Here is a 23,579-nt window from a genome sequence, read left to right on the forward strand (position 1 = left end):
TCTACCTGATGAAGTTGGTGCGCTCGCGATCGGCTTCGGGGGCTTCGATGCCGGCGGCCTGTCCTGCCTCGATACAATGCAGGAGCCAGGCCATGTTCTTGCCGATGTTGCGCATGGTGGCCAGGCCCTCGGCGTCCTGGGCGGCTTCACCCGGCATGGCGCCAAACACGTTGTTCCAGTACGTGGAGGCGACCACGGGCATCTGGTTGATGGTGAAGTACTTGTTGAGCACGTCGAAAGTGGTCGACGTGCCGCCGCGACGGGCAACGGCAACGGCAGCGCCCGGCTTGTGTGCAAAGGCCTTGTTGCCGGCATAGAATGCGCGATCGAGTGCCGAGAGGATGCGTCCGCTGGGATGCGCATAGTAGACGGGCGAGCCAAAGACAAAACCGTCGGCCTGTTCGGCGGCAGCGATCAGCTCGTTGACCACGTCGTCGTCAAAGGTGCAGCGACCGTTAAGCTTGCCACACTGGCCGCAGCCGATGCAGTCGCGAATGGGCTTGGCGCCCAGCTGAAATACCTCACTATCGATGCCTTCGGCTTTAAGCTGCTCTGCAATCTCGGCGAGCGCCCGGGCGGTGTTTCCGTTTGCCTTGGGACTGCCGTTGACCAAAAGAACCTTCATCACAAACTCCCTCTGCTGTCGGTGACTTCTGCAGAGGATTATCGCACGATGGGGGAGGCGGTGTGGGCGCGGTGCTAATCCAGTTTGGTACCTGGCACCTGCACGGCTTTCCCGAGCAACGCTTTGAGCTCGTTCAAAATCGAAACGGGCTGACGGTCGACGCCGTCCAGATGGAGCGTGGCCACGCGAATGGGCGGCTGATATTCAAATGGGCCAAAGAGCACGGGAGAACCCAGGAACCGCTCGATTTCTTCTGCGATCGCGTCGGTCTCTTCGGGATCAAAGTCGTCGAAAAGCGCCGCGAACGTCGGCCCCGTCGAGCGGAACAGGCGACCCTTGCCGCGCGAGCATTCCATGAGGCAGGCGGCGCTTTCTGCCAAAACGCGGTCGCCCGCATCAAAGCCAAAGCGGGCATTGACCTGAGCGATATCGTCGATTTTGATGGCGATCAAACCAGCCTTGCGCGCCACGCGACGCATTTCGCCAATGGCGTTGACCAGGGCGTGAATATCGCCCAAGCCGGTCACGGAATCGGTCGTATCTGCCAAGCTTCGGTTGATGATAATGCCCACATACATGCCGGGCTCGGTATCGGTGCCGTCTAAGCGGTAGCCCGTGCAGTCGCAAAGCACGTATTTTCCGGTGGCATCCATTACGCGATACTGCATGTAGTGGAAGTGCCACGTGCCGTTTATCACCATGTCGAGCTCGGCACGTACGTTGTCGCGGTCCTCGGGATGAACGCGGGCGAGCCACATGTCGAGTGAGTTAAAAGGGTGCTGGGAGGGCAGGTCAAAATCGCGTACGGCGTTAACCGACCATTGCGATTCTCCCGTATCGAGATTGAGGATAAACGGATAGCGCGTCTCGGAGCTCATGGAGATCGCTTGGAACACCCGGTCGTTGCAGGGAAGCTGGTCGACGATTGGGCGTTGCGGCGCGTCATCGTCTTTCGGTTGCTGCACACGATGCATAAGCTTATAGCGATACATCTTGCGATCGGCATCCATCGTCATCTGGCGACGCGTGTCGCCAGCAAGTGGATCGACGCGCGAGCAGCCAAAGCTAAAGCTGCCGATCATGGGTGCCTTGCCACCTGAGCTCGCCTCGATCAGCCTGGTACGCACCTGCTCCAAGCGCTGCTCGAGTTCAATCTCGTTTGCGGAGGGCGAGATGAGCACAAACTCGTCTCCACCGATACGGAACAGCATCTCATCGTGCTCCATGGTTTCGGAGAGCGTGCGGCAGATGCTCAGAATATAGCGATTGCCTTCGGCGTGGCCAAACCTATCATTGCAATGCTTGAGATGGTCGATGTCAATATAGGCGCAGGTGAAGGGGTCGCCTTTGCGCCAGAGTTGCTCGACGTGACGGTCGAATCCGTTGCGGTTGCCCAAGTTGGTGAGCGGATCGATATAGGCGTTGCGCTCAAGCAGCTGGCGCTCTTGTTGCAGGATGGCATGCGTCTTTTGCAGTTGCTCGCCAACGGCGCGTAGCCCAGCAGGCAGCGCGGCAACATCGAGTTCGGCGGTCGAGACGCCGTTCGCAAGTCGCTGAAGATAGGCAATAATCGATTGCTCGCCCAGGCGATACGACTCGTTCATGATGGATAACCTCCTTGGGCGGAACAACGGTTTGTATCATATCCCCAATTCGGTTTGAATTGGGGATATAAGTTAGCTAATGGAGACAAATATCCCCTTCGACGGTGGCGTTTTGCGCGCGAGCGTATCAGTTGTTATTGCCGCCATCGAGCAATGCCTCAAAATCCTTCGCCTGCATGGGGCGGTAGTAGAGGAAGCCCTGAGCGTAGCGGGCGCCCATTTGTCGTAGCATGTTCGCCTGCTCATTTGTCTCGACGCCTTCGACCACGACGGGCAGATGGAGCGACTGCGCCATTTCGAGCATCGATGAAATGATTTGCGTGCTGCGGCCTTGATCGCGGTCGGTGGGCACAAAGGTGCGGTCGAGCTTGATGACGTCGACGTTGACGTTCTTGAGCATCGCGAGCGTGGACTGGCCGGTGCCAAAATCGTCCATGTAGGTCGAGAAGCCACGGGTGTGCAGATCCGCGGTCAGCTTATCCACGGCCTCGGACTCTCCGGTATAGGCGGTCTCGGTGATCTCGATGTGCATGAGTTCGGGCGGCAGGTTGTACTGGGCGGCGAGCGACCCCATATGCTCGGCGACATCGCAGGCAAGAATGTCTACGCGCGACACATTGAGGGAAATCGGAACCACGCGAAGTCCTCGATTGAGGCGCTCGCGGAGCCACATGGCGACGCCCTGCCAAACATATTTGTCGAGCGTCGCTACAAAGCCGCTTTCCTCGAGTGCGGGGATAAACGTTGCGGGCGAAATGAGAGAGCCGTCCTTGTTAATCCAGCGGGTGAGTGCTTCGGCGCCAATAATCTCGCCGGTTTCCATATCGACCTGGGGCTGAAGATAGTACGTGATGCGACCATTTGACAGCGCGTACTGGAATTCGGTCAGCGTGCGGTTGAACACGATTTCGCGCTTGTACTCCTCGGGGCAAAAAATGGCAATGCGCTCCTTAAAGTCGTTTTTTGCGCGCCGATTGGTAAACATGGCCTTTGCCTGCGCATCGATGGTGATCTCCTCATTGGAATCGATGGGGTAAACGCCCATGGACGGCCAAAAACCTACGCCGCCATCATACCTGGCTACTGCCTCGCGAACGCGGTTGTAGATTTGATGGACGGTGATGTGCTTAAAGGGGATGAGTACGCAAAAGTCATCTTGGCCCCAGTACCCTGCGACGACCATGTCGGCATTCTCGATGTCCTTGAGGACCGTGCCCACATCGGCAAGCAGGCGGTCGCCTTCGGCCTGTCCATACCATTCGTTAAACAGGCGCATGTGGCCCATGTCGACCGTGGCGATGCACCAGGCGCCGTCGCGTCTTGCCTCGAGAAAAGCGTTGGCGCGCCGCATAAACTCGCTGGGTCGATAGAGACCCGTGAGCGAGTCGATACGTTCGGCGATGGCGCTTTTGCGCTCAGCCTCGGGTATGGGGAGGCTGTCGTTGGGAACAAGCCCGCCGGCCGTGCGAAGGCGACGGTTGAGTTCGCCTAAAACGGCGGTCGCTTGATGGGTTAAGTGCTCGTAAAAGGCCGGGACGACAAGGCAGACGGGAGTAATGGTGTCGCCTGCGATTCGAACAGGAGCGAAAACGGCCTCTTTAAGGTGGCGGGTCAGTTGCTCGAATGCCTCGTGGTCTAGGTCGTTGCTGAGCACGACGAACTGAACGCTTCGTGAACGGTAGACCCGGCTCCTGCCGCGAGTGATCGACAGCATACGGCCTGCGTATTCGGCAAGCATGTTGTCGACGGCCTCGGCCCCGTAGAGCTCGTTGAGCTTTGTCGTGCCACGAACGCGCACCGCTATAAGCCCTGTCTCGCAACGATCGCGGCGGCAGGCGTCGATGGCGTTGGCCAGCATGCGCTGCGTTCCGAGGCCTGTGGCGGCGTCGACGGTTTCGGCAAGTGAGTGGTTGACGAGCTCGCCGACATAGAGCGAGGGGACATTTCCGTCGCCGTCGATACGAAACCCGCGAGCACGGCAAAGGACGTAGTCGCCGACGGCGTTGCGCACACGATACTGCATGACGCGACGGTGCTTGGTGCCGTTGTAGACTTGGTCGATGTCGTTGATGCAGGCCTCAAGGTCGTCGGGATGGACGCGCGTTTTCCAGTAATCGCGACAGTTGTCTATGTGCTCCGAGGGAAGGCCAAGATCGCGCAAGGCACCTTGTGACCAAAGGGTGCGATGTTTGTCCAAGTTCTCGATAAAGAAATATCGGCCCTCATTGAGCATCGAAAAGGCGTCAAAAATTCGATCGCTTATTTCGAAGTCGTCGGCGTGAACTTGCGTGATATTGCGTCGATCGAGGTGCATGGCATGACGTAGCTTGTAGTCGTACATGCGATGGTCGGCATCGAGCGTCATGCGATTGGAAGCTTCGCCCAGGGCGGGGTCGGCATGTGACACTCCGTAGCTAAACGAGTGGGGCATCTCGGAATCGTTGTTTTTGAGCAGAACCGTTCGGCAGTGTTTCAGACGTTCGGCGAGGTCGTCCTCGGTTGCAATCGTAGATAGGATGGCAAACTCGTCGCCGCCTATGCGAAACGCCGCTTCGCCCACCTTCATATACAGATTAAGATAGAGACTTACCTGCAAGATATAGCGGTCGCCCTCGTCATGGCCAAAGACGTCGTTGCAGTGCTTGAGATTGTCGATATCGATGAACGCCATGGTAACGGGGGCGTCCTGCTCCCAGAGTTCTTCGAGGGAGCGGGCAAAGCCGCCGCGGTTACCAAGCCCGGTAAGCTGGTCGGTAAAGGCGGTCCTGATCAGATCGTCTTGACGTTCGAGAAGGTCGCGGACGGTCTTTTCGAGCGTTTCGGTGTAATTGCTGACAGTTTCCATGTTCTAAGTGGCTTTCTGAGGTCGGGGCGGATTGCGTCGGGCGAGCTCGTTGTGTACACGCGTCGTTGCTCAGCGCTTTGCATGTATCCAGGCCCCCGCCTTGCCGCGTTGTTGAGTTAATTTGCCGGCTAATGTTCGCTGTTGATAACAGCTGAGTAGTGTAAACAATAGTGCACAATTATATATGGGTGCACATGCTGTGGGCGGCTATTGTTCGACAGGCGGTAGCGCGACGATGCGATGTTCGATAAAAATGCGACTGGGACGATATATGTTGACGGGTATACTTGTCCCGTTTGAATTTGTGGGGACGGAGATGGTCGCATGGCACAGTCAAATACGACGCGCACGGTGGGGCTGGCACTCGAGGGAGGCGGCTACCGCGGTATGTATACGGCGGGCGTGCTCGACGTTTGGATGGAGCACGGCTTAACTTGCGACCATATGGTGGGTGTCTCGGCGGGCGCGGCGTTTGGCTACAACTTTAAATCGCGCCAGATCGGCCGCGCCATTCGCTACAACAAGGCCTATTGTGCCGACAAGCGCTACGCAAGCGTGACCAGCTGGCTGCGAACCGGCGATATGTTCAATGCCGATTTTGCCTATCACGAGGTGCCCATCGAGCGCGATCCCATCGATTTGGAGACATATCGCGCCTGCCCCATGCGGTTTACGTGCGTGTGTACCGATATCGAGACGGGCAAGGCCGTCTATCACGATCTGCCGTATGGCGATGAGCGCGATATCGAGTGGATCCGGGCGTCATCGGCGATTCCTGTGGCGACGCGTCCCGTTGCTATTGACGGGCATAAGTATCTGGATGGTGGCGTGGCTGACTCTATTCCCAGCGCTTGGCTGTTTGCGCAGGGGTATGACCGCAATATCGTGGTACTCACGCAGCCGGCGGGCTTTGTGAAGCAGCCCAACAGCGTGATGCCCATGCTGCGTCGCGTGTTCCGTCACTATCCGGAGTTTGTCGCAGCGCTTGAGCATCGGCATGAGGTCTACAATGCCACGCTCGATGATTTGGCGCGTCGTGAGGCCGCCGGCGATATCTTTGTGGTGCGTCCGAGCGAATCGGTGAAGGTGCCGTCGCTGTGTCGTGAGCCCGATGAACTTGAGCGCATCTACCAGATTGGTCGCCGCGATGCGGAGGCGACTTTGCCGGCGTTGGAAGCGTATCTGGCGGGGTAAGGGTCGCATGTGGAAAGCGCATCCCGGAATGGAGGTCCAAACTGGGATGCGCTTTCCATTGCTGAAGATGTGAGGCTGCGAATCGGCTGCTCGGCTTATGGCTATGCCTGCTGCCAGGTGTCGACAAGCTCCTTGGCCGCGGCGTAGGGGTCATCGGCGCTGCAGACGGCGCTCACCACAAAGAAGCCGTTGACGCCGGTGGCCTTAAGCTGCGGCAGGTCGGCTGTCTTAACGCCGCCGCCCACCACGATGGGCACGGGGCTTGCCGCGTGGAGTGCGGCCAGGTCCTCAAAGCTCTTGGTGATGATAGAGCCGTCGGCCGCGCGTCCGCAGTCGCGCTTGGTCTCGGTCTCGTGGAGCGGGCCGATGCCCAGGTAGTCGACCAGGCTCATGTCGGCGGTCTTGACGTACTCGAGCATCTCCTCACAACGGGCCGAAAGGCCCACGATGGCGTCGGGGCCCAGCAACTTGCGACAGACCTCGACGGGAATATCGCTTTGGCCCACGTGCACGCCGTCGACAGCAATACCCTGCTCGCGTGCGGCAAGCACACAGTCCAGACGGTCGTCGATGAGCAAGGCGACCTGACCGGTCTTGCCGGCCTGAGCGATTGCCTGCGCGGCGTCGCCGGTCAGCGCGATGATCTCGCGGGCGCTTGCCACCTTGGAGCGCACCTGGATGCAGGTAAAGCCGGCGTCGAGTGCCTGGGCCACCACATCGCCCACGGGGCGCCCGAGCGTGTTTTCGGGGCCGAGTACCAGATAGGCCGAGATATCAAGGTTGTCGCGGATGCTCATCGTGCTTCCTCCTGCTTCTTGATCTGTGCTTCCATGCGTTCGAGCTTGCCGGTCATGGTGTCGGTAAATCCGGGTCGAATATCGGCTTTGAGCACGACTTCGGTGCGGATGCCCTTGCTCGCCAACACAAAGGTTGCGTCGCGCACGACCTGCATGACCTCGTCCCAGTCACCCTCGATCTCGGTGAACATCGAGGTGGTGCGGTTGGGAAGGCCGCTCTCGCGAATGACGCGCACGACCTCGGCGACCTCGGCGGACAGTTCATCGCCGGTGCCGCACGGGGCGATGGCCACGGCGACGAGTGTGTTCATGCCGGCATTGGTTGCGGGCTCGGACATGGCTTATGCCTCCTCGAGCTCGAGTTGGTTATCGGCAATATCCTGGGCGGTCGCGCGGTAGAGCTCGTCGATAAAGGCGACCTTAAAGCTTGCCGGGGCATCGGCGACAGCGGCGGCACGCGAGCCGGCAACGTTGTAGACGGCGGTGCCGCAGACGGCGGCCGTAAACGGGTCGGCAGCGCAGGCGTACACAGCCAGCACGCCGCCTTGCGAGCAGCCGCAACCGGTGATCTTGGACATGAGCGGGCTGCCGCCGTGGGACTTGGCCACGGTCATGCCGTCGGTGATCAGGTCGACTTCGCCCGAGACCACAACGGCGCCGCCGGTGTAGCGGGCGAGCGCCACGGCGGCATCGCGGGCGGCGTCTACCGTGTCGGTGGTATCGACACCGCGCACGCGGCTCAGATCGGCCGCCTCGCCCTCAAGACCCCACAGCCCGGCGAGTGCGATGATCTCGGAGGCGTTGCCACGCACGATGGCGGGCTTGTACTGCTTGAGTTCGTTTACCAGCTGGGTGCGCAGGCTACCGATACCCAGGCCCACCGGATCGAGCACCCAGGGCTTGCCGGCGTCGTGTGCCGCCTTGGCCGCGCGGGGAATCGTCTGTTCGTAGATGGGGAAGAGCGTGCCCATATTGAGGTAGATGGCGCCGCCGCCGGCAACGAGTGCCTCGCCCTCGTCGGGCAGATAGACCATGGCGGCCGATCCGCCCACGGCGAGCTGCGCGTTGGCGACAAAGTCGATCGTCACCGTGTTGGTGATGGAGCCGGCCATCGGATTGGTGGCACGAATCTCCTCCACGGCTTTGACCACATTTTGCTTAAGCTGTTCCGAATCAATCACTGCACATGCCTCCTTGGCATAGAAAAGGGGCGCTGTGCATAGACAGCGCCCCTGTAAAGGCGGCATGCTCCCTACGCCAGCATTAACTGACAGGTTCAAAGGATTGGGCCCATTGCCCTCTCAGCCTTGTGGTTTGCACCGCCGGCACTCCCGCATCGAATCTGTTGTTCCCTATACTAGCGCACCTGCCAAAAAGGGACAGGTTTATTTTGGCAGGTAACAACTGGGACTTTGCGTTTTCCCAGATGAAACCTGCCGAAATAAACCTGTCCCTTTTTGGCAGGTCGGTACAATAGATGGGATTAAGAATGACCGAGGGGACCTTATGATCAAACTTGTGCTGACCGATATGGACGATACACTGATTCCAGCCGGGCATGACGGCGCCAGCGACTACGCCATTGAGGGTATTCATGCCATGCAGGCGGCGGGTTTGCACTTTGGGCCGGTTTCGGGTCGTCAGCCGTCCGCGATGGGCTGGATGTTCAAAAACCGTTCCGAGTGTTATTCGACCGGTGCGTTCTGTAACGGCCAGGTGATGTTTGTCGACGGCGAAGTAGTCGCCTCGCGCGCAATCGATAACGATGCTCTGATGCGCTTAGCCGATTATTTTGAACAGGAGACCGACGATACGTATTTGAAGGTCTACCGTCTGGGTGATGACTTTTGGAATAACGATGCCTATTGCGTGACAAGCGATCCCGAGCGTGTGCGTCGCGCCATGAAGTCAGGCGGCAACGCGTGGCTCAAGGGCGAAGAGGCTCCCTGTCGTCCTGTCGTTGACGATGCCCCGGTATACAAGGCGAATATCTGGAGTGCCCGTTCGCGCGAGGAGCTCGCCGAGCTGCGCGAGCGTGTTGCCGCTGAGGTGCCGGAACTCTCGCTTGTGTTTCCCAACAACCGCGTGCGCCTGTTCGACGTTCTTCCGACCGGCTGGGACAAGGGCTGCGCTGCGCTGGAGCTGGCGCGTGCTTTGGGCCTGACGCCCGACGAGGTGGCCGTATTCGGCGATTCCGATAACGATTTGCCCATGATCGATGCCGTTCCCAACTCCGTTGCAGTCGCCAATGCCAACGAGGCCGTCACGGCTGCCGCACGCTGGCATATCGGCGCTGCGGCAGATGATGCGGTTGCCGGGGCTCTGCATCAGATTGCCGCCTGCGCCGCGACGGGGGAGATGCCGTCGTTTATGAGCCAAATGGACGCGGCAGGTTTTGGCGTCACGAACGTCTAGGGAGAAGGCTATGAAGCTTCAGCAGCTCAGATATGTTGTTAAGGTTGCCGAATGCGGTAGCATCACCGAGGCCTCGCGCCGGCTCTTTGTGTCGCAGCCTTCGATTACCGCGTCGATCCGCGATCTCGAAAACGAGATGGGTGTGCATATCTTTGAGCGCACCAACAAGGGTGTCATTGTGTCCGAGGAAGGCGAGACCTTCTTGGGGTACGCGCGCCAGGTGCTCGACCAGGCCGACCTGCTCGAGGGCAAGTACAAAGGTACGTCCGAGCAGGTGCCGCACTTTAGTGTGAGCTGCCAGCATTATTCCTTTGCCGTTAATGCGTTTGTCGATGTGATCCGCGAGTTCGATGCCGCGCGCTACGACTTTACCCTGCGCGAGGAGCAGACCCACGAAATTATCGAGGATGTCGCGCATATGAAAAGCGAACTCGGCATCCTGTATCTGTCGGAGCACAATCGCGAGGTCATCGAGCGCATGCTTGCCGCCAACGAGCTCGTGTTCGAAGGGCTCTTCTGCGCCACGCCGCATGTCTTCGTCTGCGCCGACCATCCGCTGGCGAGCCGCTCCAGCGTGACGCTCGAGGATCTGGAAGACTACCCGTTCCTGTCCTACGAGCAGGGCAGCTACAACTCGTTTTACTATTCCGAGGAGCTGACCTCGACGTTCGAGCGTCGCAAAAATATCCGCGTGCGCGACCGTGCGACGTTGTTCAATTTGGCCATGGGCCTCAACGGCTACACGGTATGCTCGGGCGTGATCAGCCACGAGCTCAACGGCCCCGGCATTATCTCGATTCCGCTCGACGTGGACGAGTACATGGAGATTGGCATCATCACGCGCAAGAACACGACGCTCACGCGCTACGGTCGGGCCTATATCGACGCGATTCGTCAGCATATCTAGGCTGCTGTGCTCCGCACGGTTCAAGTCTCTTTATGACAGTCCAGACTGATATAGGAAGCATCTATATCAAACTGTTATAAACGTATATTTTACGATGACCATATGAGCGCTCATACTCTGTCCCAGTAAAGCAACCAATGCAAAGGAGATATCTATGAGCACTTCGATTCAACCGAACGCGCCGTTTCGCGCCGATATCGTCGGCAGTTTTCTTCGTCCGCAGGCTGTAAAGGATGCCCGTGCCGCCTATGTCGCGGGTAAACTCGACGCTTCCGGCCTTAAGGCCGTCGAGGACGAGGCCATCCGCGACTTAGTGGCCAAGCAGAAGGCTGCCGGCCTGCAGGTGATTACCGATGGCGAGTTCCGCCGCAGCTACTGGCACCTCGATTTTATGTGGGGCCTCAATGGCATTGAGCGCCGCGCCTCGCGCACGGGCTACATGTTTCACGATGAGGAGACTACCGCCGACACCGCCGTGGTAACCGGTCCCATTAGCGGCGAGAACCATCCGTTCGTCGAGCACTTCAAATTTGTCAAGTCGCTCGAGGGTGAGGGCCAGATCGCGCGCCAGACCATTCCGGCGCCGATCCAGACGTTCTCCGAAGTCACACTCGACCGCTGTGATGGCCAGCAGGAGAGCCTGCGTGCCGTCTATAAGACCGACGAAGAGCTCGCCGATGCCATTGCCGCAGCATACCGCACCGTGATTGCCGACCTGTATGCCGCGGGCTGCCGCAACATCCAATTTGATGACTGCACCTGGGGCATCTATTGCGATACCGACTTTGTGTCCAAGACCGGCATGAGTCCGGTTGACCTGCAAAAGGTGAGCGAGCTGGGCGTGGCGCTCAACAATGCTGCCATCGCGGGCAAGCCCGACGATCTGGTTATCAACACGCACGTGTGCCGCGGCAACTACCACTCCACGTATGCCTTCGAGGGTGGTTACGATCCCATTGCACCGTACCTTTTTGCGCACGAGGATGTCGACGCGTTCTACCTTGAGTTCGATACGCCGCGCGCCGGTGGCTTTGAGCCGCTCAAGTATGTTGCTCCCGGCAAGAAGGTCGTGCTGGGCCTGGTGACCACCAAGGCCGCTGAGCTCGAGGACGAGGATGCCATCGTCGAACGTATCCACGAGGCCGCAAAGTATGTGCCGCTCGAGAACCTGTACCTGTCGCCCCAGTGCGGCTTTGCCAGCTGTGAGATTGGCAACAAACTGACCGAGGACGAACAGTGGGCAAAGATCGCGCTGGTCAAGCGCATTTCCGAGCGCGTTTGGAAGTAACGCTACCGTTTGCAGGTGACGGCGCGTGCGAGACATGGCGTATCACGTACAATGGTTCGGATCGTATCGTTCGGGCAGGTTATCCGATATGCCTGATCGCCCTTCCATCATGAAAGGACTTCCATGTCCCAATCCTCGACGCCCGCCGTCACCGATGCCATCTACGATGCATCGTCGCTCGGCCGCCCGCGCATGTTCGTGTTGGGTTTGCAACACATGTTTGCGATGTTCGGAGCCACGGTGCTCGTGCCCGTGCTCACCGGCCTTTCCGTTTCGGCGACGCTTCTGTTCGCCGGCATCGGCACGCTGCTGTTCCACTTCCTGTCGCGCGGTAAGGTGCCGGCATTTTTGGGCTCATCGTTTGCCTTTATTGCCGGTTATGCCGCCATCGCGCCCAACGGCGAGACCGAGCTTTTGCCCTACGCCTGCCTGGGCGTAGCTTGTGCCGGCCTGCTCTATCCGGTGCTGGCGGCCCTGTTCCGTGCCTTTGGCGCCAAGCGCGTTATGCGTTTCTTCCCGCCGGTGGTGACCGGCCCCATCGTCATTTCCATCGGCCTGATCCTGGCGAGCTCTGCCATTGCCAACTGCCAGACCAACTGGCTTGTCGCCGTTATCGCTGTGGCCGTGATCGTCATCTGCAACATCTGGGGCCGCGGCATGGTCAAGATCGTGCCGATTCTGCTGGGCGTTGTGGTGAGCTATGCCGTCGCGGCGGTGCTGGGCGAGGTTGATTTTTCGGGGGTTGCCGCCGCGCCGTGGGTCGGTCTACCTGTCGTGTGGGACAACACCGTGTTCGCGCTCTTTGGACCGCAGTTCGATAGCGGTCTTGCCACGACGGCCATCATCACCATCATGCCGTTGGCCTTTGCGACCATGATTGAGCACATTGGCGATATCTCTGCTATTGGTTCGACTTGCGAGCGCAACTACATTGCCGATCCCGGCCTGCACCGCACGCTGCTCGGTGATGGCCTCGCCACGATTTTGGCTTCGCTCTTTGGCGCTCCGGCCAACACCACCTATGGCGAGAACACCGGCGTGCTTGCCCTGACGCGTGTGTTCGACCCGTGTGTGATTCGCATTGCCGCCTGCTGCGCCATTGTGCTTTCGTTCTGCCCCAAGTTTGCTGCGGTGATTGCCGCCATGCCGGCGTGCGTTATCGGCGGTGTGTCGCTCGTGCTCTACGGCATGATCAGCGCCGTGGGCGTTCGCAACCTTATCGAGAACCAGGTTGATTTCCAGAACAACCGCAACGTGCTGGTGGCGGCTCTGGTGCTCGTGCTTTCGCTCGGCATTGCCTACAGTGCCGCCGGTGCCATCGTGTTGGAGCTGGGCGGCGTGACGATTTCGCTTTCGGGCCTTGCCGTGGGCTCGCTGGTGGGCATTGTGCTCAACGCCATCCTGCCCGGCAATGACTTTGAGTTCGATACTTCCGAGCTTGAGGAGACTGCTGAATAGTAGCTGCGTTCAGCCAAATTAAAAATGGCGTCCATGCGTATGTACGCGTGGACGCCATTTTTAATGCGTCAGTATCCAGTGGATGCCGCGCGCCATGCGCAGGTCAGTTTGGGCAAAGTGGTTGCCGGGGTTGAGCTCCAGCGTTGTTGGAATGTCACGCTCGATAAACAGCTCTTCCATCGCACGCGTATCGTCGAGTACGTGCCGCATCATGCGGTTGGGCGTCTTTGTTTCCATTTTACCGAGCGACAGATAGGCGGCGTCGGGCGTAGCTGTCATCGTGCGCTCGCGCGCGTAGTCGATAAAGCCGGGGAACCACAGCGACCCCGACGCACTCGCCGCGCGCTCAAAGACATCTGTTTGCCAAAGTGCCCACAGTGCAAAAAGACCCGCCAACGAGTAGCCGGCAATGCCGCGCCAGGTGGGCGGGCAGGGAAGTGATGATTCGGCCTCTGGGATTATCTGATTCAGCAGTTCATCGAGAAACTCAGACGCCTGTCCGCCAAAGGGCTCGGCATCTCGTATAGTTCCGTCGCATTCCCAGGGGCTCAGCTCGCGATTCCAATCGAGCCCTCCAATGGCGACAAGGGCGAATGGCGGGCAGTCGAGCTCTCGGCAGCGCTCGTAGACTTCACTACCGTCGCCCATAACCACGGGGAGGTAGATGACGGGCGTACCTTCCGCACACTCTGAATAAACGGTTATCTGCTTCTGATGCGCTTCCAAGGCAGGCTTCTCTCGGTGTTGTGATATTGACAGCCTCAATTGTCGCACGCTGGCACGGGGCAGACGCTAAAAGAAAGGCGCGGAGCCGCTCGATGCGACTCCGCGCCTTGTTGTTTTGCTTTAACAGACTATGCCGTTACGCCACGAAGAAGTAGACGAGGAAGGCAAGGGCTGCGATCCACATGAGCGGCTTGATCTTGGAGGCCTCGCCCTTAAAGAGCGCGACGATCACGTAGGCGATAAAGCCCAGGCCAATGCCGGCAGAGATGGAGTAGGTGAAGGGCACGCCGGCGACAATCATGAACGCCGGGAAACCCTGCGACACGTCGGACCAGTCGATCTCGGAGGCTTCGCTCATCATGAGGTAGCCGACGTAGACCAGGGCACCGCAGGTGGCGGCGCTGGAAACGATGGTGACGATGGGGGAGAAGAACGCGGCGAGAATGAACAGCACGCCGGTGGTGACGGAGGTGAGGCCCGTGCGGCCACCGTCGGCAGCGCCAGAGGTGGACTCGACGAAGGTGGTGATGGAGGAGACGCCCATGAAACCGCCCACAGCAGCGGCGGCGGAGTCGACGATCAGGATCTCCTTGATATTCTCGACGTTGCCGTCGTCGGTGAGGAACTCGCCCTGCTTGGCCACGGCCATCGCGGTGCCCATGGTGTCGAAGAAGTCACTCATGAGCAGCGAGAACGAGATGACGAGGAGCGCGGGGTCGGTAAGGACCTTGACGATGGCGGGCACGCCGCCGGCGTCGGCGATGGGGCCACCGATGCTCGAGAAGTCGAGCGGGGCGATGATACCGGTCGGAGCCTGGGTCACACCTAGGGGGATACCGGCGATGACGGCAACGACGATGCCGATGAGCAGCGAGCCGGGGACGTTGCGGCAAGCGAGGGCGACTGTCACCAGGATGGAGATGATGCCGACGATGAAGGTGGGGGAGGTGATGTCGCCCAGACCGACGAGTGTACCGGCGCCAGCGGTGATAATGCCGGCATCGCACAGGCCAATCATGGCGATGAACAGGCCCAGACCCACCGAGATGGCGTGACGCAGGACAACCGGGATGGCGTCCATGATGGCCTCGCGCAGGCCACAAAGCACGAGCAGCAAGATGACGACGCCCTCAAGGAAGATGACGCTCATGGCCACGTGCCAGTCACCGCCGCAGACGGTGGTGGCGATTCCAGCGATCATCGCGTTGACGCCTAAGCCCGACGCGCAGGCGAGCGGGCGGTTGGCGAAGATGCCCATGCAGATGGTCATGATGCCGGCGCCCAGGCAGGTGGCGCAGGCGAGCGCTCCCGCATCGATGCCAGCGCCCGAGAGCACCGCGGGGTTGACGGCGATGATGTAGGCCATCGCCAGGAATGTTGTCAGTCCAGCGCGAAGTTCGGTCCCGATTGTGGACTTGCGCTCGCTGACGTGAAACAGTTCGTCCATGCATACCCTTTCCTTGTTCGGCCCCGAGTTTAGGCCGATTGACACGAACTCACCCACTATATCGCCTTTGTGAAGTTGGTGTTCCTCGCATGTTGATGTTCGGCGGTTTGTAACGGACGGGCGGTATCTTTCGCATGAAATTGTGTAGGTACCGTATACTTAAGCGGTTACAACGACCCCTATGGAGGAACGTATGATTAAAGAGCTCTGCCGCGACGAGGCTATCCTGTCTCAGCGTTGCGAGGTTGCGACTGTCGAGGACGAGTCGGTCGCTCAGGATCTGATTGATACTATCAAGTCGCTCGATGATGCCGGCTGCTTGGCCGCCAACCAGATTGGCGTTACCAAGAAGGTCTGCGTCTATCTGGACGACGCCGGCGAGCCCCACGTGCTCTATAACCCCCGTCTGGTGTTTGGCTTGGGCGCCAGCAAGATGGAGGAGAGCTGCCTGACGCACGAGGAGGTCACCAAGTCCACGCGCTATATCAAGTGCAAGGTCGCCTTTGATCAGATCGTCGACGGCAAGATGAAGGAGTGCCGCCGCGACTACGCGGGCTTTGAGGCACAGATGATCCAGCACATGATTGACCACTGTCTAGGAAAGTTGGTCTAAGGGGAACAAAGCACCACACTTCGTCTCTTTTGGTCCGGGCGTGACATTGTTGTCATGTCCGGGCTTTTGTGTTTAGCGCCTTTTCGTTTGGTGACAATAACCTTAGCAGGAACGTAAAGCTAGGAGGCGCTATGTGTACGAGTATTCGATTTACCGATAATTCTGGCCACATGTATCTGGGCCGCAATCTCGACTGGAGCTTTGACTACGGCCAACAGGTTCGCGTGATGCCGCGCGGGTTTCACATTCCGTATTCGTTTATCGACGACGCGACGGCGGCGCACGCGGTGATTGGTATGTGCATCGATTACAGGAACTACCCTATGTTCTTCGATTGCGGCAACGATGCGGGCCTCGCCGTGGCGGGTCTCAATTTCCCGGGTTATGCCGAGTATGCCGAGGACCCTGTCGACGGCAAGACCAATATCGCGGCCTATGAGTTCCCCCTGTGGGTGGCAGCGACGTTCTCGACGGTCGATGAGGTCGAGGCCGCGCTGCGCGACACGGTGATTGTCGCCAAATCTGCCGGAGAGGGGCTGGGCGTGTCGCTGCTCCATTGGATTATCGGCGACAGCCAGCGCAGCATCGTGGTCGAGATGATGGCTGACGGCCTGCATGTATACGACGATCCGGTCGACACCCTTGCCAACCAGCCGACCTTTCCGTGGCACATGGAAAACCTGCGCACCTATGTCACCGCCACAAGCGATTTTCCGCAGACGGCGACATGGCGTGGCGCCGAGCTCAAGCCCTATGGAGCCGGTGCCGGCATGCGCGGCATTCCGGGTGACTGCTATTCGCCGAGCCGTTTTGTAAAGGCGGCGTACCTCAATGCCAATTACCCGCAAAAGGAGAGCGAGACCGAAAACGTCGTTCGCATGTTCCGCTCGCTCGAGGGCGTGGTGATGATCGAGGGAGCGTCCAGGATGGGCGATGGCAAGTTCGAGAAGACTATCTACACCGGATGCTTTAGCGCACGCACGGGCAATTATTACTACGCGATGTATGGGGATCCGTCGATTCGCTACGTGAGCCTGATGGATGCCGAGGGCGCGAGCCCCGATAGGCTCGTGGTTCCCGAGCCGCGCCGTTCGTAGCCGTTAGCTTTACTGCAATGCAAAGCGGCCCTGCGTCTCTCGTGAGGCGCAGGGCCGCTTGGTAGATCAGAAGTTGAAGGCAAACATGATGCCGATGACTTTGTCAAAATATATTAAACAAACGGTAGTTTCAATTCATCTTTGGAATAATAGCCGTTCAAAAGCGAATCGATTGGCTCATTTAGATTATATAAAATTCCTTTAGTTTTACTTCCGAGCGGCGCGCCGGGCATCTGGCATCAACGGATTCCCTGTTTTGGCGCTTCGAAGGCACGGACTCCGTTTCGTTAATTTCTGATTAGAAATGCTGAAAATCCAGTCAGAAGCGGGCTGGGGAACGGGGCAATAAAAATGGCTTTCGAAATGAGTCGGCGAAGCTTTTTAACGGCCGGTGGGGCTACAATGCTGGCGGGCACCGCCTCTATGCTTGTTGGCTGCGCGTCTGGAAGCGAAAGCGGCGCGGGAAGCGTGGCTGCCGGCAAGGATGATGCACTGAAGGTTGATAGCGACGGCAAATTGGGTGGCACGGATAGCGACGTTAGCGAATACTACGGGCACGTTATCTCTGTTTCTGCACTTGCGAAAACATATGCAATCGGAGAGAAGATTGTCGGCGTGGCGATTGAATACGACGTGGATGTCGATGCGTCTTCGGTTGATCCCGGACATGGCGGCATCGGTCAACAGGCTCAGGAAAAGGGGCTGGGATCTTTCTCGGTTTTGGGACGCTCGATTGTCACTGCCTATGTAAACGACAAAGCCGAGCTGAGTGATGAAGGGGGCAAAAGCAAGGGAACGTACGTCATCGTCGAGCTCGATCCAGCAGATGCGGGCGCACAGACGTTGATGTTTCAGATGACGCGTGGGTGCGTAGGCTCAAACGGTCCCGTATCCCTTGATAGCGGTTGCGTCAAAATCGCCCAAATAAAGGATCTCAAGGATTCTGCAGGTAAAAAGCTTACAGGCGACGAGACATCCTCCCGATATCTCGTGGCTTCGACTGTTCTCAACTCCGAGGCAGACAAGTTTGTTGCAGGGACCTACGATGACCCCAAAACTGGATTCCATGCTTCGTTTGCCTTGGCACAGCCTGACGACTACGACAAGGCAAAGAAATACCCCATCACGCTCTTCCTGCCGGATGCGGGGGTAACCACCTGCGATGTGAGGGTGAATCTTCGTCAAGGTCTGGGAGCCCTTGCCTGGGCTGATGGGTCACAATTTGTGCTGACGATCGCTGGAACTTGTTGCGATATCGAGACTTGCCTGCATGTAATCGAGGACCTGATCGACCAGGGTTACTCAATCGATCCGGATCGCATTTACGGGACGGGCGAATCTGCCGGGTGCATGGCCCTCATCGAATATGCCTCCAAGCATCCCGATGACAATTCCTTTGCAGCGCTTATGCTCGTTGCCGGGCAAGGCAACATGACTCCGATTGCCAAGACGCCCATGGTGATATTCGTTTCTGAAGACGATTCCAATTCCTATGGCGGTATGACGGATCCCGAGAAGGGTGTCGCGAGTATCGGAATTCCTTATGTTGAGAAGCAGCTGAATTGCGCCTATAACTATGACGGCGAAGGACATACGAGTGGCCTGTGGATTGATTACGACGCAACGGGAGAGAAAAACCCTTCGGGTAACCAGGAAGGAGCCAAGGCGGCTAGCAGCCAGAAGACGCTCGATGAGCTTATGGTCGAGCTCTCGGATGTCTGCTCCTCGGCCTGTAAACAAGCGGTGACCGATGGGGCGCATGTCGTTTTCCTTCATGTAGAGAAGGGAACTCTCGATAGCACCGACAAGACGGTCCAGGGTGGAAACACTCATAACTTTACCTGGCAATACGCTTATGCGATCCCCGAACTCATCGAGTGGGTGAGAGACCAGTCTCTATAGCCTGCTTCTTTTTCGATGGCATTTCAATGTGGGCTAGGGTTATATGACCGATTGGGGCCAGGCGGTTGTCTAGCCCCGGAAATGCCGAATAGCAGTCTACGATTACGCCCAGGTAAAGCCTCAAAGGTGTTTTACCTGGCCAAAAACGTAGACAAAAGCGGCCCTGGCAGATCGTGAGGCGCAGGGCCGCTGTCGTTGATTTATGGCGTCGCTAGAAGTTGGCGTCGTTGAGTTGTTCGTTCTCGAGGCCGTCGAGCTGTTGCTGTTCGGGCGTATCGGCGACGCTCTCGAGCAGCTCGGTGGGATCGACGTTCATGTCCCTACCGGCCTCGTTGCCGTTGACCAAGTCGTCCGAGAAGATGTCGACTTCCATTTCCTCGGCCTCTTCGATCTGAACCTCGAGCGGCACCTGGGTGCGCACGAGCTTAACGGCCGGGCGCATGCGGGCAAACAGCGGCACGTACTCGATGATGATGGCCGAGTTCTCAAGACCATACCAGCGTGCCGGGCTTCCGCAGGCGCGGCGGACGGCGTACTTGATAGCCATCACGCGGTGGTCATTGCGGTTGATGTCCGTTTCGGGGGCAAGCATCTTGCGCAGCATGCAAAAGCGGAAGTCACCCACGTTGCCGCGTGTCTCGTAGATGGAGTAGGTGTGATGTTGCGGCGGCAGCTCGCCCGATGCCATCAAGTCGCCGACGATCTGACGCAGATAGGCGTTGACGCGCTGGTTGACCTTAAAGCCCAGGTCCAGGCGAACGCGGAAGAGGAAGTCTGTGCCAAAGGTCTCGACGGAATACTCGTGCGTATAGGGTTCGTCGGTAACGTGCACGTTAATGAACCAGTATGCCTTGGCGCGCTTGGGGTGCTTGTCCAGGATGGAATAGAGCACGTCGCGGTCGAGCGTGAGCGGATCGGGGCTGTTGGTGAGGAACACCAGATTGTCGGCGAGCACGGGGTAGGTCTCGTCGTTGCGCAGGCGGTTGAGCTGATCGATGTATTTGGAGACGGGCAGCAGGATCGTTTGCGTGCGCTCGATGGCGGTGCCACGACGCCACACGTACATAAGGCCAAACAGCAGTGCGGCCAGGAAGATCATCACATAGCCGCCGTCAAAGAACATGGTGAGGCACGAGGCAAAGAAGCACAGCTCAATGGCACCGAAGAGCAGGGCGAAGACGCAGGCACCCAGCCTGTGCTTGAGGATGCCGGCGATATAGCTCGTCAAAAGCGTCGTGGTCATGAGCATGGTCACGGTAATGGCGAGGCCGTAGGCGCTCTCCATGCGCTCGGAGTTTTGGAACAGCAGCACGATGAAGATGCAGCCGACCCACATGATGTTGTTGACGAGCGGAATATAGAGCTGGCCCTTGGTGTCGCTGGGGTAGTGGATGCGCAGATGCGGCATAAGGTTGAGACGCGTGGCCTCGGATACCAGCGAGAACGAGCCGGTGATGAGCGCCTGCGAGGCGATGATGGCCGCTACGGCCGAAAGCACGATGGCAAAGGGGCGCAGGGGCTCGGGAAGCATCATATAAAACGGGTTGACGATATCCATCGCGAGCATCTGGGGGTTGGAGTTATTGGCGAGCAGCCAAGCTCCCTGACCCAGATAGTTGAGGATAAGGGCCGCCTTAACAAACGGCCAGGATGCATGGATGTTGGCCTTGCCAACGTGGCCCATGTCCGAGTAGAGGGCCTCGGCGCCGGTCGTCGACAGGAAGACAAAGCCGAGCACCATGATGCCCGAGTGGTTGATGGGCGAGAACAGGAACATGATGCCGCGGATGGGGTTGAGCGCGCGCAGGATGGACAGGTTGCCGAGCATGTTGAACAGGCCGGCGCCAGCCAAGAACAGGAACCACAGCGTCATAAGCGGGCCGAACAGCTTGCCGATTGACGAGGTGCCGGCGCGCTGCATGGCAAACAGGCCGCAGATAATGATGATGGTGATGATGATTACGTTGGTCTGGCCGTCACCCAAAAGCGCATGGCCCCACTCGATAGTGCGCAAGCCCTCGATGGCCGTGGTAACCGTGACGGCGGGGGTGAGGATGCCGTCAGCGAGCAGCGCCGCGCCGCCGATCATGGCGGGGAGAATCAGCCATGGCGCCACCTTGCGCACGAGACTGAACAGGGCGAAGATGCCGCCTTCGTTGTGGTTGTCGGCCTTCATGGCGATTACCACGTACTTGACCGTGGTCACGAGCGTCATGGTCCAGATGACGAGCGAAAGCGCGCCCAGGATCATGTCCTCGCTGACGGTACCGATGCCGCCGTTGTTGGCGACGATTGATTTCATGGTGTACATGGGGCTCGTGCCGATGTCGCCATAGACGACGCCGAGCGTTACGAGCAGCATGCCAGCGGAGAGGGGGATGGCTCCGTGCCCGCCTTGCCCGCGCTGGTCTTGGAGGTTTGCCTCCAGTTTGTTGTGTGCCACGAGGACTCCCTTAGACATCCGGTTATCTGTCTAGGACAAAAAACTTTATGCCGTCTTTATACATACAAGAGCAGTTTGGCACATCGGGTTATTTTAGACAATAATCCTCAGCTGGGGATTATTTATCTATGCAGGTAGCATTTCAAAGCAGGGCTTTTAAGCACGTGCTGACTGGGCGATGCCAGCCTTGGCGTTTGCGCGTTTGCCGGCGAGTTCGCAAAAAATCGCGCCGCCGATGATAAGCGCGGCACCCATCAGGCGGACCGGTGTTATGGCTTCGCCCAAAAGGACGGCCGAGAACACGACGGCCGAAAGCGGCTCGAGGTAGCCGACGACCGCGACGGTCTGCACGGGCAGTTTGGCGACGGCACTAAAGTAGAGCAGACAACCGAGTCCGGTGTTGACGACGCCGAGCATGACGACGGCGCGCCAATCAATGCTGGCGGCGACACCGGCGGACAGGAATGAGGGAGCGCCCTGCGTGATGAGCGTGAGGACCAGCGCGGTCACAAAAGCGGCGCTCACCTGGAGCGCGGAGTTCTCGAGACCTTCGATGTGCGGCGCACCCTTGCTAGCGATGACCATCAGCGCATAGCAAAATGCCGAGGCGATACCGCAGACGATACCCGCAATGGGCATATTGCCGCCTAGACCTTGTGCTGCAATGAGAAAAGCACCGCAGGCGACGGCGATAAACCCGGCGATTTTGCTGCCGGTCAGTTTTTCACCAAAGATGAGTGGGGAGAGCGCCATGACAATGATGGGGCCACAGTAGTACAGCAGCGAGGATACGCCGACGCCGATCGTCTGGTAGGCGCGGAACAGAAAAATCCAGCTGGCGCCCAGCGCGGCTCCCGAGAGAAGGAGTGCTGCGGCTTCGCGGGGACGAGATGGCGCCTGCAGTTTATGGCGTTGGGTGATGGCAAGGATAGTGACAAGCGAGAGGGCGCCCAAAAACGTGCGCAGTAGCACGATATCGGAGCTCGGCAGTGCGATGGCGGCGGCGATGATGCCGTTGGAGCCAAACAATAGCAATGCTGCTAAGTACGTAAACAGTCCGTTGTTCATGCGCTGACATCCCCTCTATATCCGAACATGTTCACTATGGGTGAACTGGCTTTAGAAGAAAAGCGAATATAATGCATGGAAAACATGACAAAAACTCATGCAAGGGTGGGGACGTGCCGTGGAGACCAATATCCAAAAGATGCAAGTGCTGCTCGAGACGGTGCGTGCCGGCAGCTTTACGCGTGCTGCAGAGCGCCTGAGCTATTCGCAGTCGGGCGTGAGCCGCATGGTGGGCGACCTTGAGGCAGACTGGGGTTTTAAGGTGCTTGATCGCAGCCGCGAGGGCGTGGTGCTTTCTGCCGACGGGCGGCAGGTCATGCCGGCAGTCGAGGCGTTATGCGAAGAGTTTGGCCGCCTGCAGCGACGCGTGGACGAGATGCGAGGGCTCATGCGTGGCAAGATCTGCATCGGTACGTTTTCGAGCGTGGCGACCCACGTGCTGCCGCCGGTGATTGCGCGCTTTCGCGCCGATCACCCGGACGTCGATTATGAGTTGCTGATGGGCGACTATTCAGAGATCGAACAATGGGTGGCAGAGGGCCGCTGCGATCTGGGCTTTATCCCGTATGAGCCTCGAGAAAATGGCATGACATCGCGGTCTTTGGTGCGCGACGAGTTGATGGCGGTAGTGCCGACAGACTCTTTGCTTGCCACGGCGGAGGTCGTCTCTCTTGCCGATTTAGCCAACGAGCAGTTTATTCTGCTAGAACGCGGCACCGATGATGAGATTACGCCGCTGTTCCGTCGGGCGGGGCTGACGGTGTGCTCCAAGCTGTCGACTTGGGATGACTATGCGATTATGGCTATGGTCGAGGACGGCCTGGGCGTGAGCATTCTTCCCGCGCTCATCTTGCGCCGCTGTCAGTTCGATGTTGCCGTGCGCCCACTCGAGGGACATCCTCATCGGCAGATCAACGCCATATATCGAACGGCTGACGTTTCGCTTGCCGCTGCTCGATTCCTTGAATACCTCTAAACGCGTGCATGTTATTGTCCGCTTTGGGCAAATCTCGGAGTCCGGTACATTTTCTTATGAAATTGAACTATCGAATGAGGTGCCGCGTTATACTGCTTGCTAAATTGAACCATGGTTCAATTCGTGTTCTATAAATTGAACTTTGCCAGCAAGGAGGTTCTAGTGGCCCAAGAG

General features: G+C 58.6%; 19 protein-coding genes and 1 riboswitch. Of the genes, 9 read left to right on the forward strand and 10 right to left on the reverse strand.

The window, feature by feature from the left end; all coding sequences use genetic code 11:
* Window position 1: 1 nt before the first annotated feature.
* The 3 genes from AAA069_RS01485 to AAA069_RS01495 form a co-directional block, all read right to left on the reverse strand.
* A complete protein-coding gene (locus tag AAA069_RS01485; RefSeq protein WP_349127374.1) occupies window positions 2-625 on the reverse strand; it encodes a flavodoxin family protein in 624 nt (207 codons plus the stop codon).
* Window positions 626-699: 74 nt separating this feature from the next.
* Window positions 700-2,229, reverse strand: coding sequence for a diguanylate cyclase (locus tag AAA069_RS01490; RefSeq protein WP_349127375.1), 1,530 nt, complete (start codon window positions 2,227-2,229; stop codon window positions 700-702).
* 127 nt (window positions 2,230-2,356) lie between these two features.
* A complete protein-coding gene (locus AAA069_RS01495) occupies window positions 2,357-5,074 on the reverse strand; it encodes an EAL domain-containing protein (protein ID WP_349127376.1) in 2,718 nt (905 codons plus the stop codon).
* 324 nt (window positions 5,075-5,398) lie between these two features.
* Between AAA069_RS01495 and AAA069_RS01500 the strand changes: the two genes are divergently transcribed.
* The gene (locus AAA069_RS01500) at window positions 5,399-6,268 is read left to right on the forward strand and encodes a patatin family protein (protein ID WP_349127377.1); all 870 of its coding nucleotides are present in this window, start codon (window positions 5,399-5,401) and stop codon (window positions 6,266-6,268) included.
* 101 nt (window positions 6,269-6,369) lie between these two features.
* Here AAA069_RS01500 and AAA069_RS01505 read toward each other — a convergent pair whose 3' ends face one another.
* From AAA069_RS01505 to thiM, 3 genes are read right to left on the reverse strand one after another with little or no spacing between them, the layout of a single operon-like run.
* Complete coding sequence (locus AAA069_RS01505) at window positions 6,370-7,065, reverse strand: thiamine phosphate synthase (RefSeq protein ID WP_195544247.1); 696 nt, start codon at window positions 7,063-7,065, stop codon at window positions 6,370-6,372.
* The gene (locus AAA069_RS01510) at window positions 7,062-7,403 is read right to left on the reverse strand and encodes a thiamine-binding protein (RefSeq protein WP_225093307.1); all 342 of its coding nucleotides are present in this window, start codon (window positions 7,401-7,403) and stop codon (window positions 7,062-7,064) included. The genes AAA069_RS01505 and AAA069_RS01510 overlap by 4 nt, the downstream gene beginning before the upstream one ends.
* A 3-nt stretch (window positions 7,404-7,406) precedes the next feature.
* Window positions 7,407-8,246, reverse strand: a complete 840-nt coding sequence (gene thiM, locus AAA069_RS01515) for a hydroxyethylthiazole kinase (protein WP_349127378.1) — start codon at window positions 8,244-8,246, stop codon at window positions 7,407-7,409.
* Window positions 8,247-8,297: 51 nt separating this feature from the next.
* Window positions 8,298-8,408: riboswitch (TPP riboswitch) on the reverse strand.
* 163 nt (window positions 8,409-8,571) lie between these two features.
* On the opposite strand from thiM, the gene AAA069_RS01520 reads away from it, so the two are divergent.
* The 4 genes from AAA069_RS01520 to AAA069_RS01535 all read left to right on the forward strand — a co-directional run bounded on the left by AAA069_RS01520 (window position 8,572) and on the right by AAA069_RS01535 (window position 13,133).
* Window positions 8,572-9,480, forward strand: coding sequence for an HAD family hydrolase (locus tag AAA069_RS01520; RefSeq protein WP_349127379.1), 909 nt, complete (start codon window positions 8,572-8,574; stop codon window positions 9,478-9,480).
* Between the two features lie 10 nt (window positions 9,481-9,490).
* Window positions 9,491-10,387, forward strand: coding sequence for a LysR family transcriptional regulator (locus AAA069_RS01525; RefSeq protein WP_349127380.1), 897 nt, complete (start codon window positions 9,491-9,493; stop codon window positions 10,385-10,387).
* Between the two features lie 154 nt (window positions 10,388-10,541).
* Window positions 10,542-11,675 carry a 5-methyltetrahydropteroyltriglutamate--homocysteine S-methyltransferase gene (locus AAA069_RS01530; RefSeq protein WP_349127381.1) on the forward strand — a complete coding sequence of 378 codons (1,134 nt, stop codon included), beginning with the start codon at window positions 10,542-10,544 and terminating at the stop codon, window positions 11,673-11,675.
* Between the two features lie 123 nt (window positions 11,676-11,798).
* Window positions 11,799-13,133, forward strand: coding sequence for a uracil-xanthine permease family protein (locus tag AAA069_RS01535; RefSeq protein ID WP_349127382.1), 1,335 nt, complete (start codon window positions 11,799-11,801; stop codon window positions 13,131-13,133).
* A gap of 60 nt (window positions 13,134-13,193) precedes the next feature.
* Here the strand turns inward: AAA069_RS01535 and AAA069_RS01540 are convergent, their stop codons facing one another.
* On the reverse strand, window positions 13,194-13,859 hold the full coding sequence (locus AAA069_RS01540; RefSeq protein WP_349127383.1) for an alpha/beta hydrolase-fold protein: 666 nt from the start codon (window positions 13,857-13,859) through the stop codon (window positions 13,194-13,196).
* A gap of 136 nt (window positions 13,860-13,995) precedes the next feature.
* Window positions 13,996-15,306: an NCS2 family permease gene (locus AAA069_RS01545; protein WP_349127384.1), complete on the reverse strand. Its 1,311-nt coding sequence runs from the start codon at window positions 15,304-15,306 to the stop codon at window positions 13,996-13,998.
* Window positions 15,307-15,499: 193 nt separating this feature from the next.
* Here AAA069_RS01545 and AAA069_RS01550 point away from each other — a divergent pair, with 193 nt between their 5' ends.
* The 3 genes from AAA069_RS01550 (at window position 15,500) to AAA069_RS01560 (ending at window position 18,918) form a co-directional block, all read left to right on the forward strand.
* On the forward strand, window positions 15,500-15,919 hold the full coding sequence (locus AAA069_RS01550; RefSeq protein WP_196025965.1) for a peptide deformylase: 420 nt from the start codon (window positions 15,500-15,502) through the stop codon (window positions 15,917-15,919).
* A gap of 131 nt (window positions 15,920-16,050) precedes the next feature.
* Window positions 16,051-17,016 carry a choloylglycine hydrolase gene (bsh, locus tag AAA069_RS01555; RefSeq protein ID WP_349127385.1) on the forward strand — a complete coding sequence of 322 codons (966 nt, stop codon included), beginning with the start codon at window positions 16,051-16,053 and terminating at the stop codon, window positions 17,014-17,016.
* A gap of 351 nt (window positions 17,017-17,367) precedes the next feature.
* Window positions 17,368-18,918, forward strand: a complete 1,551-nt coding sequence (locus AAA069_RS01560) for a hypothetical protein (protein WP_349127386.1) — start codon at window positions 17,368-17,370, stop codon at window positions 18,916-18,918.
* A gap of 211 nt (window positions 18,919-19,129) precedes the next feature.
* Here the strand turns inward: AAA069_RS01560 and AAA069_RS01565 are convergent, their stop codons facing one another.
* Together AAA069_RS01565 and AAA069_RS01570 are read right to left on the reverse strand one after the other, a co-directional pair.
* Complete coding sequence (locus tag AAA069_RS01565) at window positions 19,130-21,379, reverse strand: KUP/HAK/KT family potassium transporter (protein WP_349127387.1); 2,250 nt, start codon at window positions 21,377-21,379, stop codon at window positions 19,130-19,132.
* A gap of 138 nt (window positions 21,380-21,517) precedes the next feature.
* Window positions 21,518-22,429, reverse strand: coding sequence for a DMT family transporter (locus AAA069_RS01570; protein ID WP_349127388.1), 912 nt, complete (start codon window positions 22,427-22,429; stop codon window positions 21,518-21,520).
* Window positions 22,430-22,547: 118 nt separating this feature from the next.
* Here AAA069_RS01570 and AAA069_RS01575 point away from each other — a divergent pair, with 118 nt between their 5' ends.
* Complete coding sequence (locus tag AAA069_RS01575) at window positions 22,548-23,405, forward strand: LysR family transcriptional regulator (protein ID WP_349116633.1); 858 nt, start codon at window positions 22,548-22,550, stop codon at window positions 23,403-23,405.
* Window positions 23,406-23,579: the final 174 nt, after the last annotated feature.

Source organism: Collinsella sp. CLA-SR-H006, assembly GCF_040097075.1.
GTDB lineage: Bacteria > Actinomycetota > Coriobacteriia > Coriobacteriales > Coriobacteriaceae > Collinsella.

Bases quoted from the DNA above. Each gene is read 5' to 3' on its own strand.
- AAA069_RS01485 (WP_349127374.1), bottom strand. From the start codon at position 625: ATGAAGGTTCTTTTGGTCAACGGCAGTCCCAAGGCAAACGGAAACACC.
- AAA069_RS01490 (WP_349127375.1), bottom strand. From the start codon at position 2,229: ATGAACGAGTCGTATCGCCTGGGCGAGCAATCGATTATTGCCTATCTT.
- AAA069_RS01495 (WP_349127376.1), bottom strand. From the start codon at position 5,074: ATGGAAACTGTCAGCAATTACACCGAAACGCTCGAAAAGACCGTCCGC.
- AAA069_RS01500 (WP_349127377.1), top strand. From the start codon at position 5,399: ATGGCACAGTCAAATACGACGCGCACGGTGGGGCTGGCACTCGAGGGA.
- AAA069_RS01505 (WP_195544247.1), bottom strand. From the start codon at position 7,065: ATGAGCATCCGCGACAACCTTGATATCTCGGCCTATCTGGTACTCGGC.
- AAA069_RS01510 (WP_225093307.1), bottom strand. From the start codon at position 7,403: ATGTCCGAGCCCGCAACCAATGCCGGCATGAACACACTCGTCGCCGTG.
- AAA069_RS01520 (WP_349127379.1), top strand. From the start codon at position 8,572: ATGATCAAACTTGTGCTGACCGATATGGACGATACACTGATTCCAGCC.
- AAA069_RS01525 (WP_349127380.1), top strand. From the start codon at position 9,491: ATGAAGCTTCAGCAGCTCAGATATGTTGTTAAGGTTGCCGAATGCGGT.
- AAA069_RS01530 (WP_349127381.1), top strand. From the start codon at position 10,542: ATGAGCACTTCGATTCAACCGAACGCGCCGTTTCGCGCCGATATCGTC.
- AAA069_RS01535 (WP_349127382.1), top strand. From the start codon at position 11,799: ATGTCCCAATCCTCGACGCCCGCCGTCACCGATGCCATCTACGATGCA.
- AAA069_RS01545 (WP_349127384.1), bottom strand. From the start codon at position 15,306: ATGGACGAACTGTTTCACGTCAGCGAGCGCAAGTCCACAATCGGGACC.
- AAA069_RS01550 (WP_196025965.1), top strand. From the start codon at position 15,500: ATGATTAAAGAGCTCTGCCGCGACGAGGCTATCCTGTCTCAGCGTTGC.
- bsh (WP_349127385.1), top strand. From the start codon at position 16,051: ATGTGTACGAGTATTCGATTTACCGATAATTCTGGCCACATGTATCTG.
- AAA069_RS01560 (WP_349127386.1), top strand. From the start codon at position 17,368: ATGGCTTTCGAAATGAGTCGGCGAAGCTTTTTAACGGCCGGTGGGGCT.
- AAA069_RS01565 (WP_349127387.1), bottom strand. From the start codon at position 21,379: ATGTCTAAGGGAGTCCTCGTGGCACACAACAAACTGGAGGCAAACCTC.
- AAA069_RS01570 (WP_349127388.1), bottom strand. From the start codon at position 22,429: ATGAACAACGGACTGTTTACGTACTTAGCAGCATTGCTATTGTTTGGC.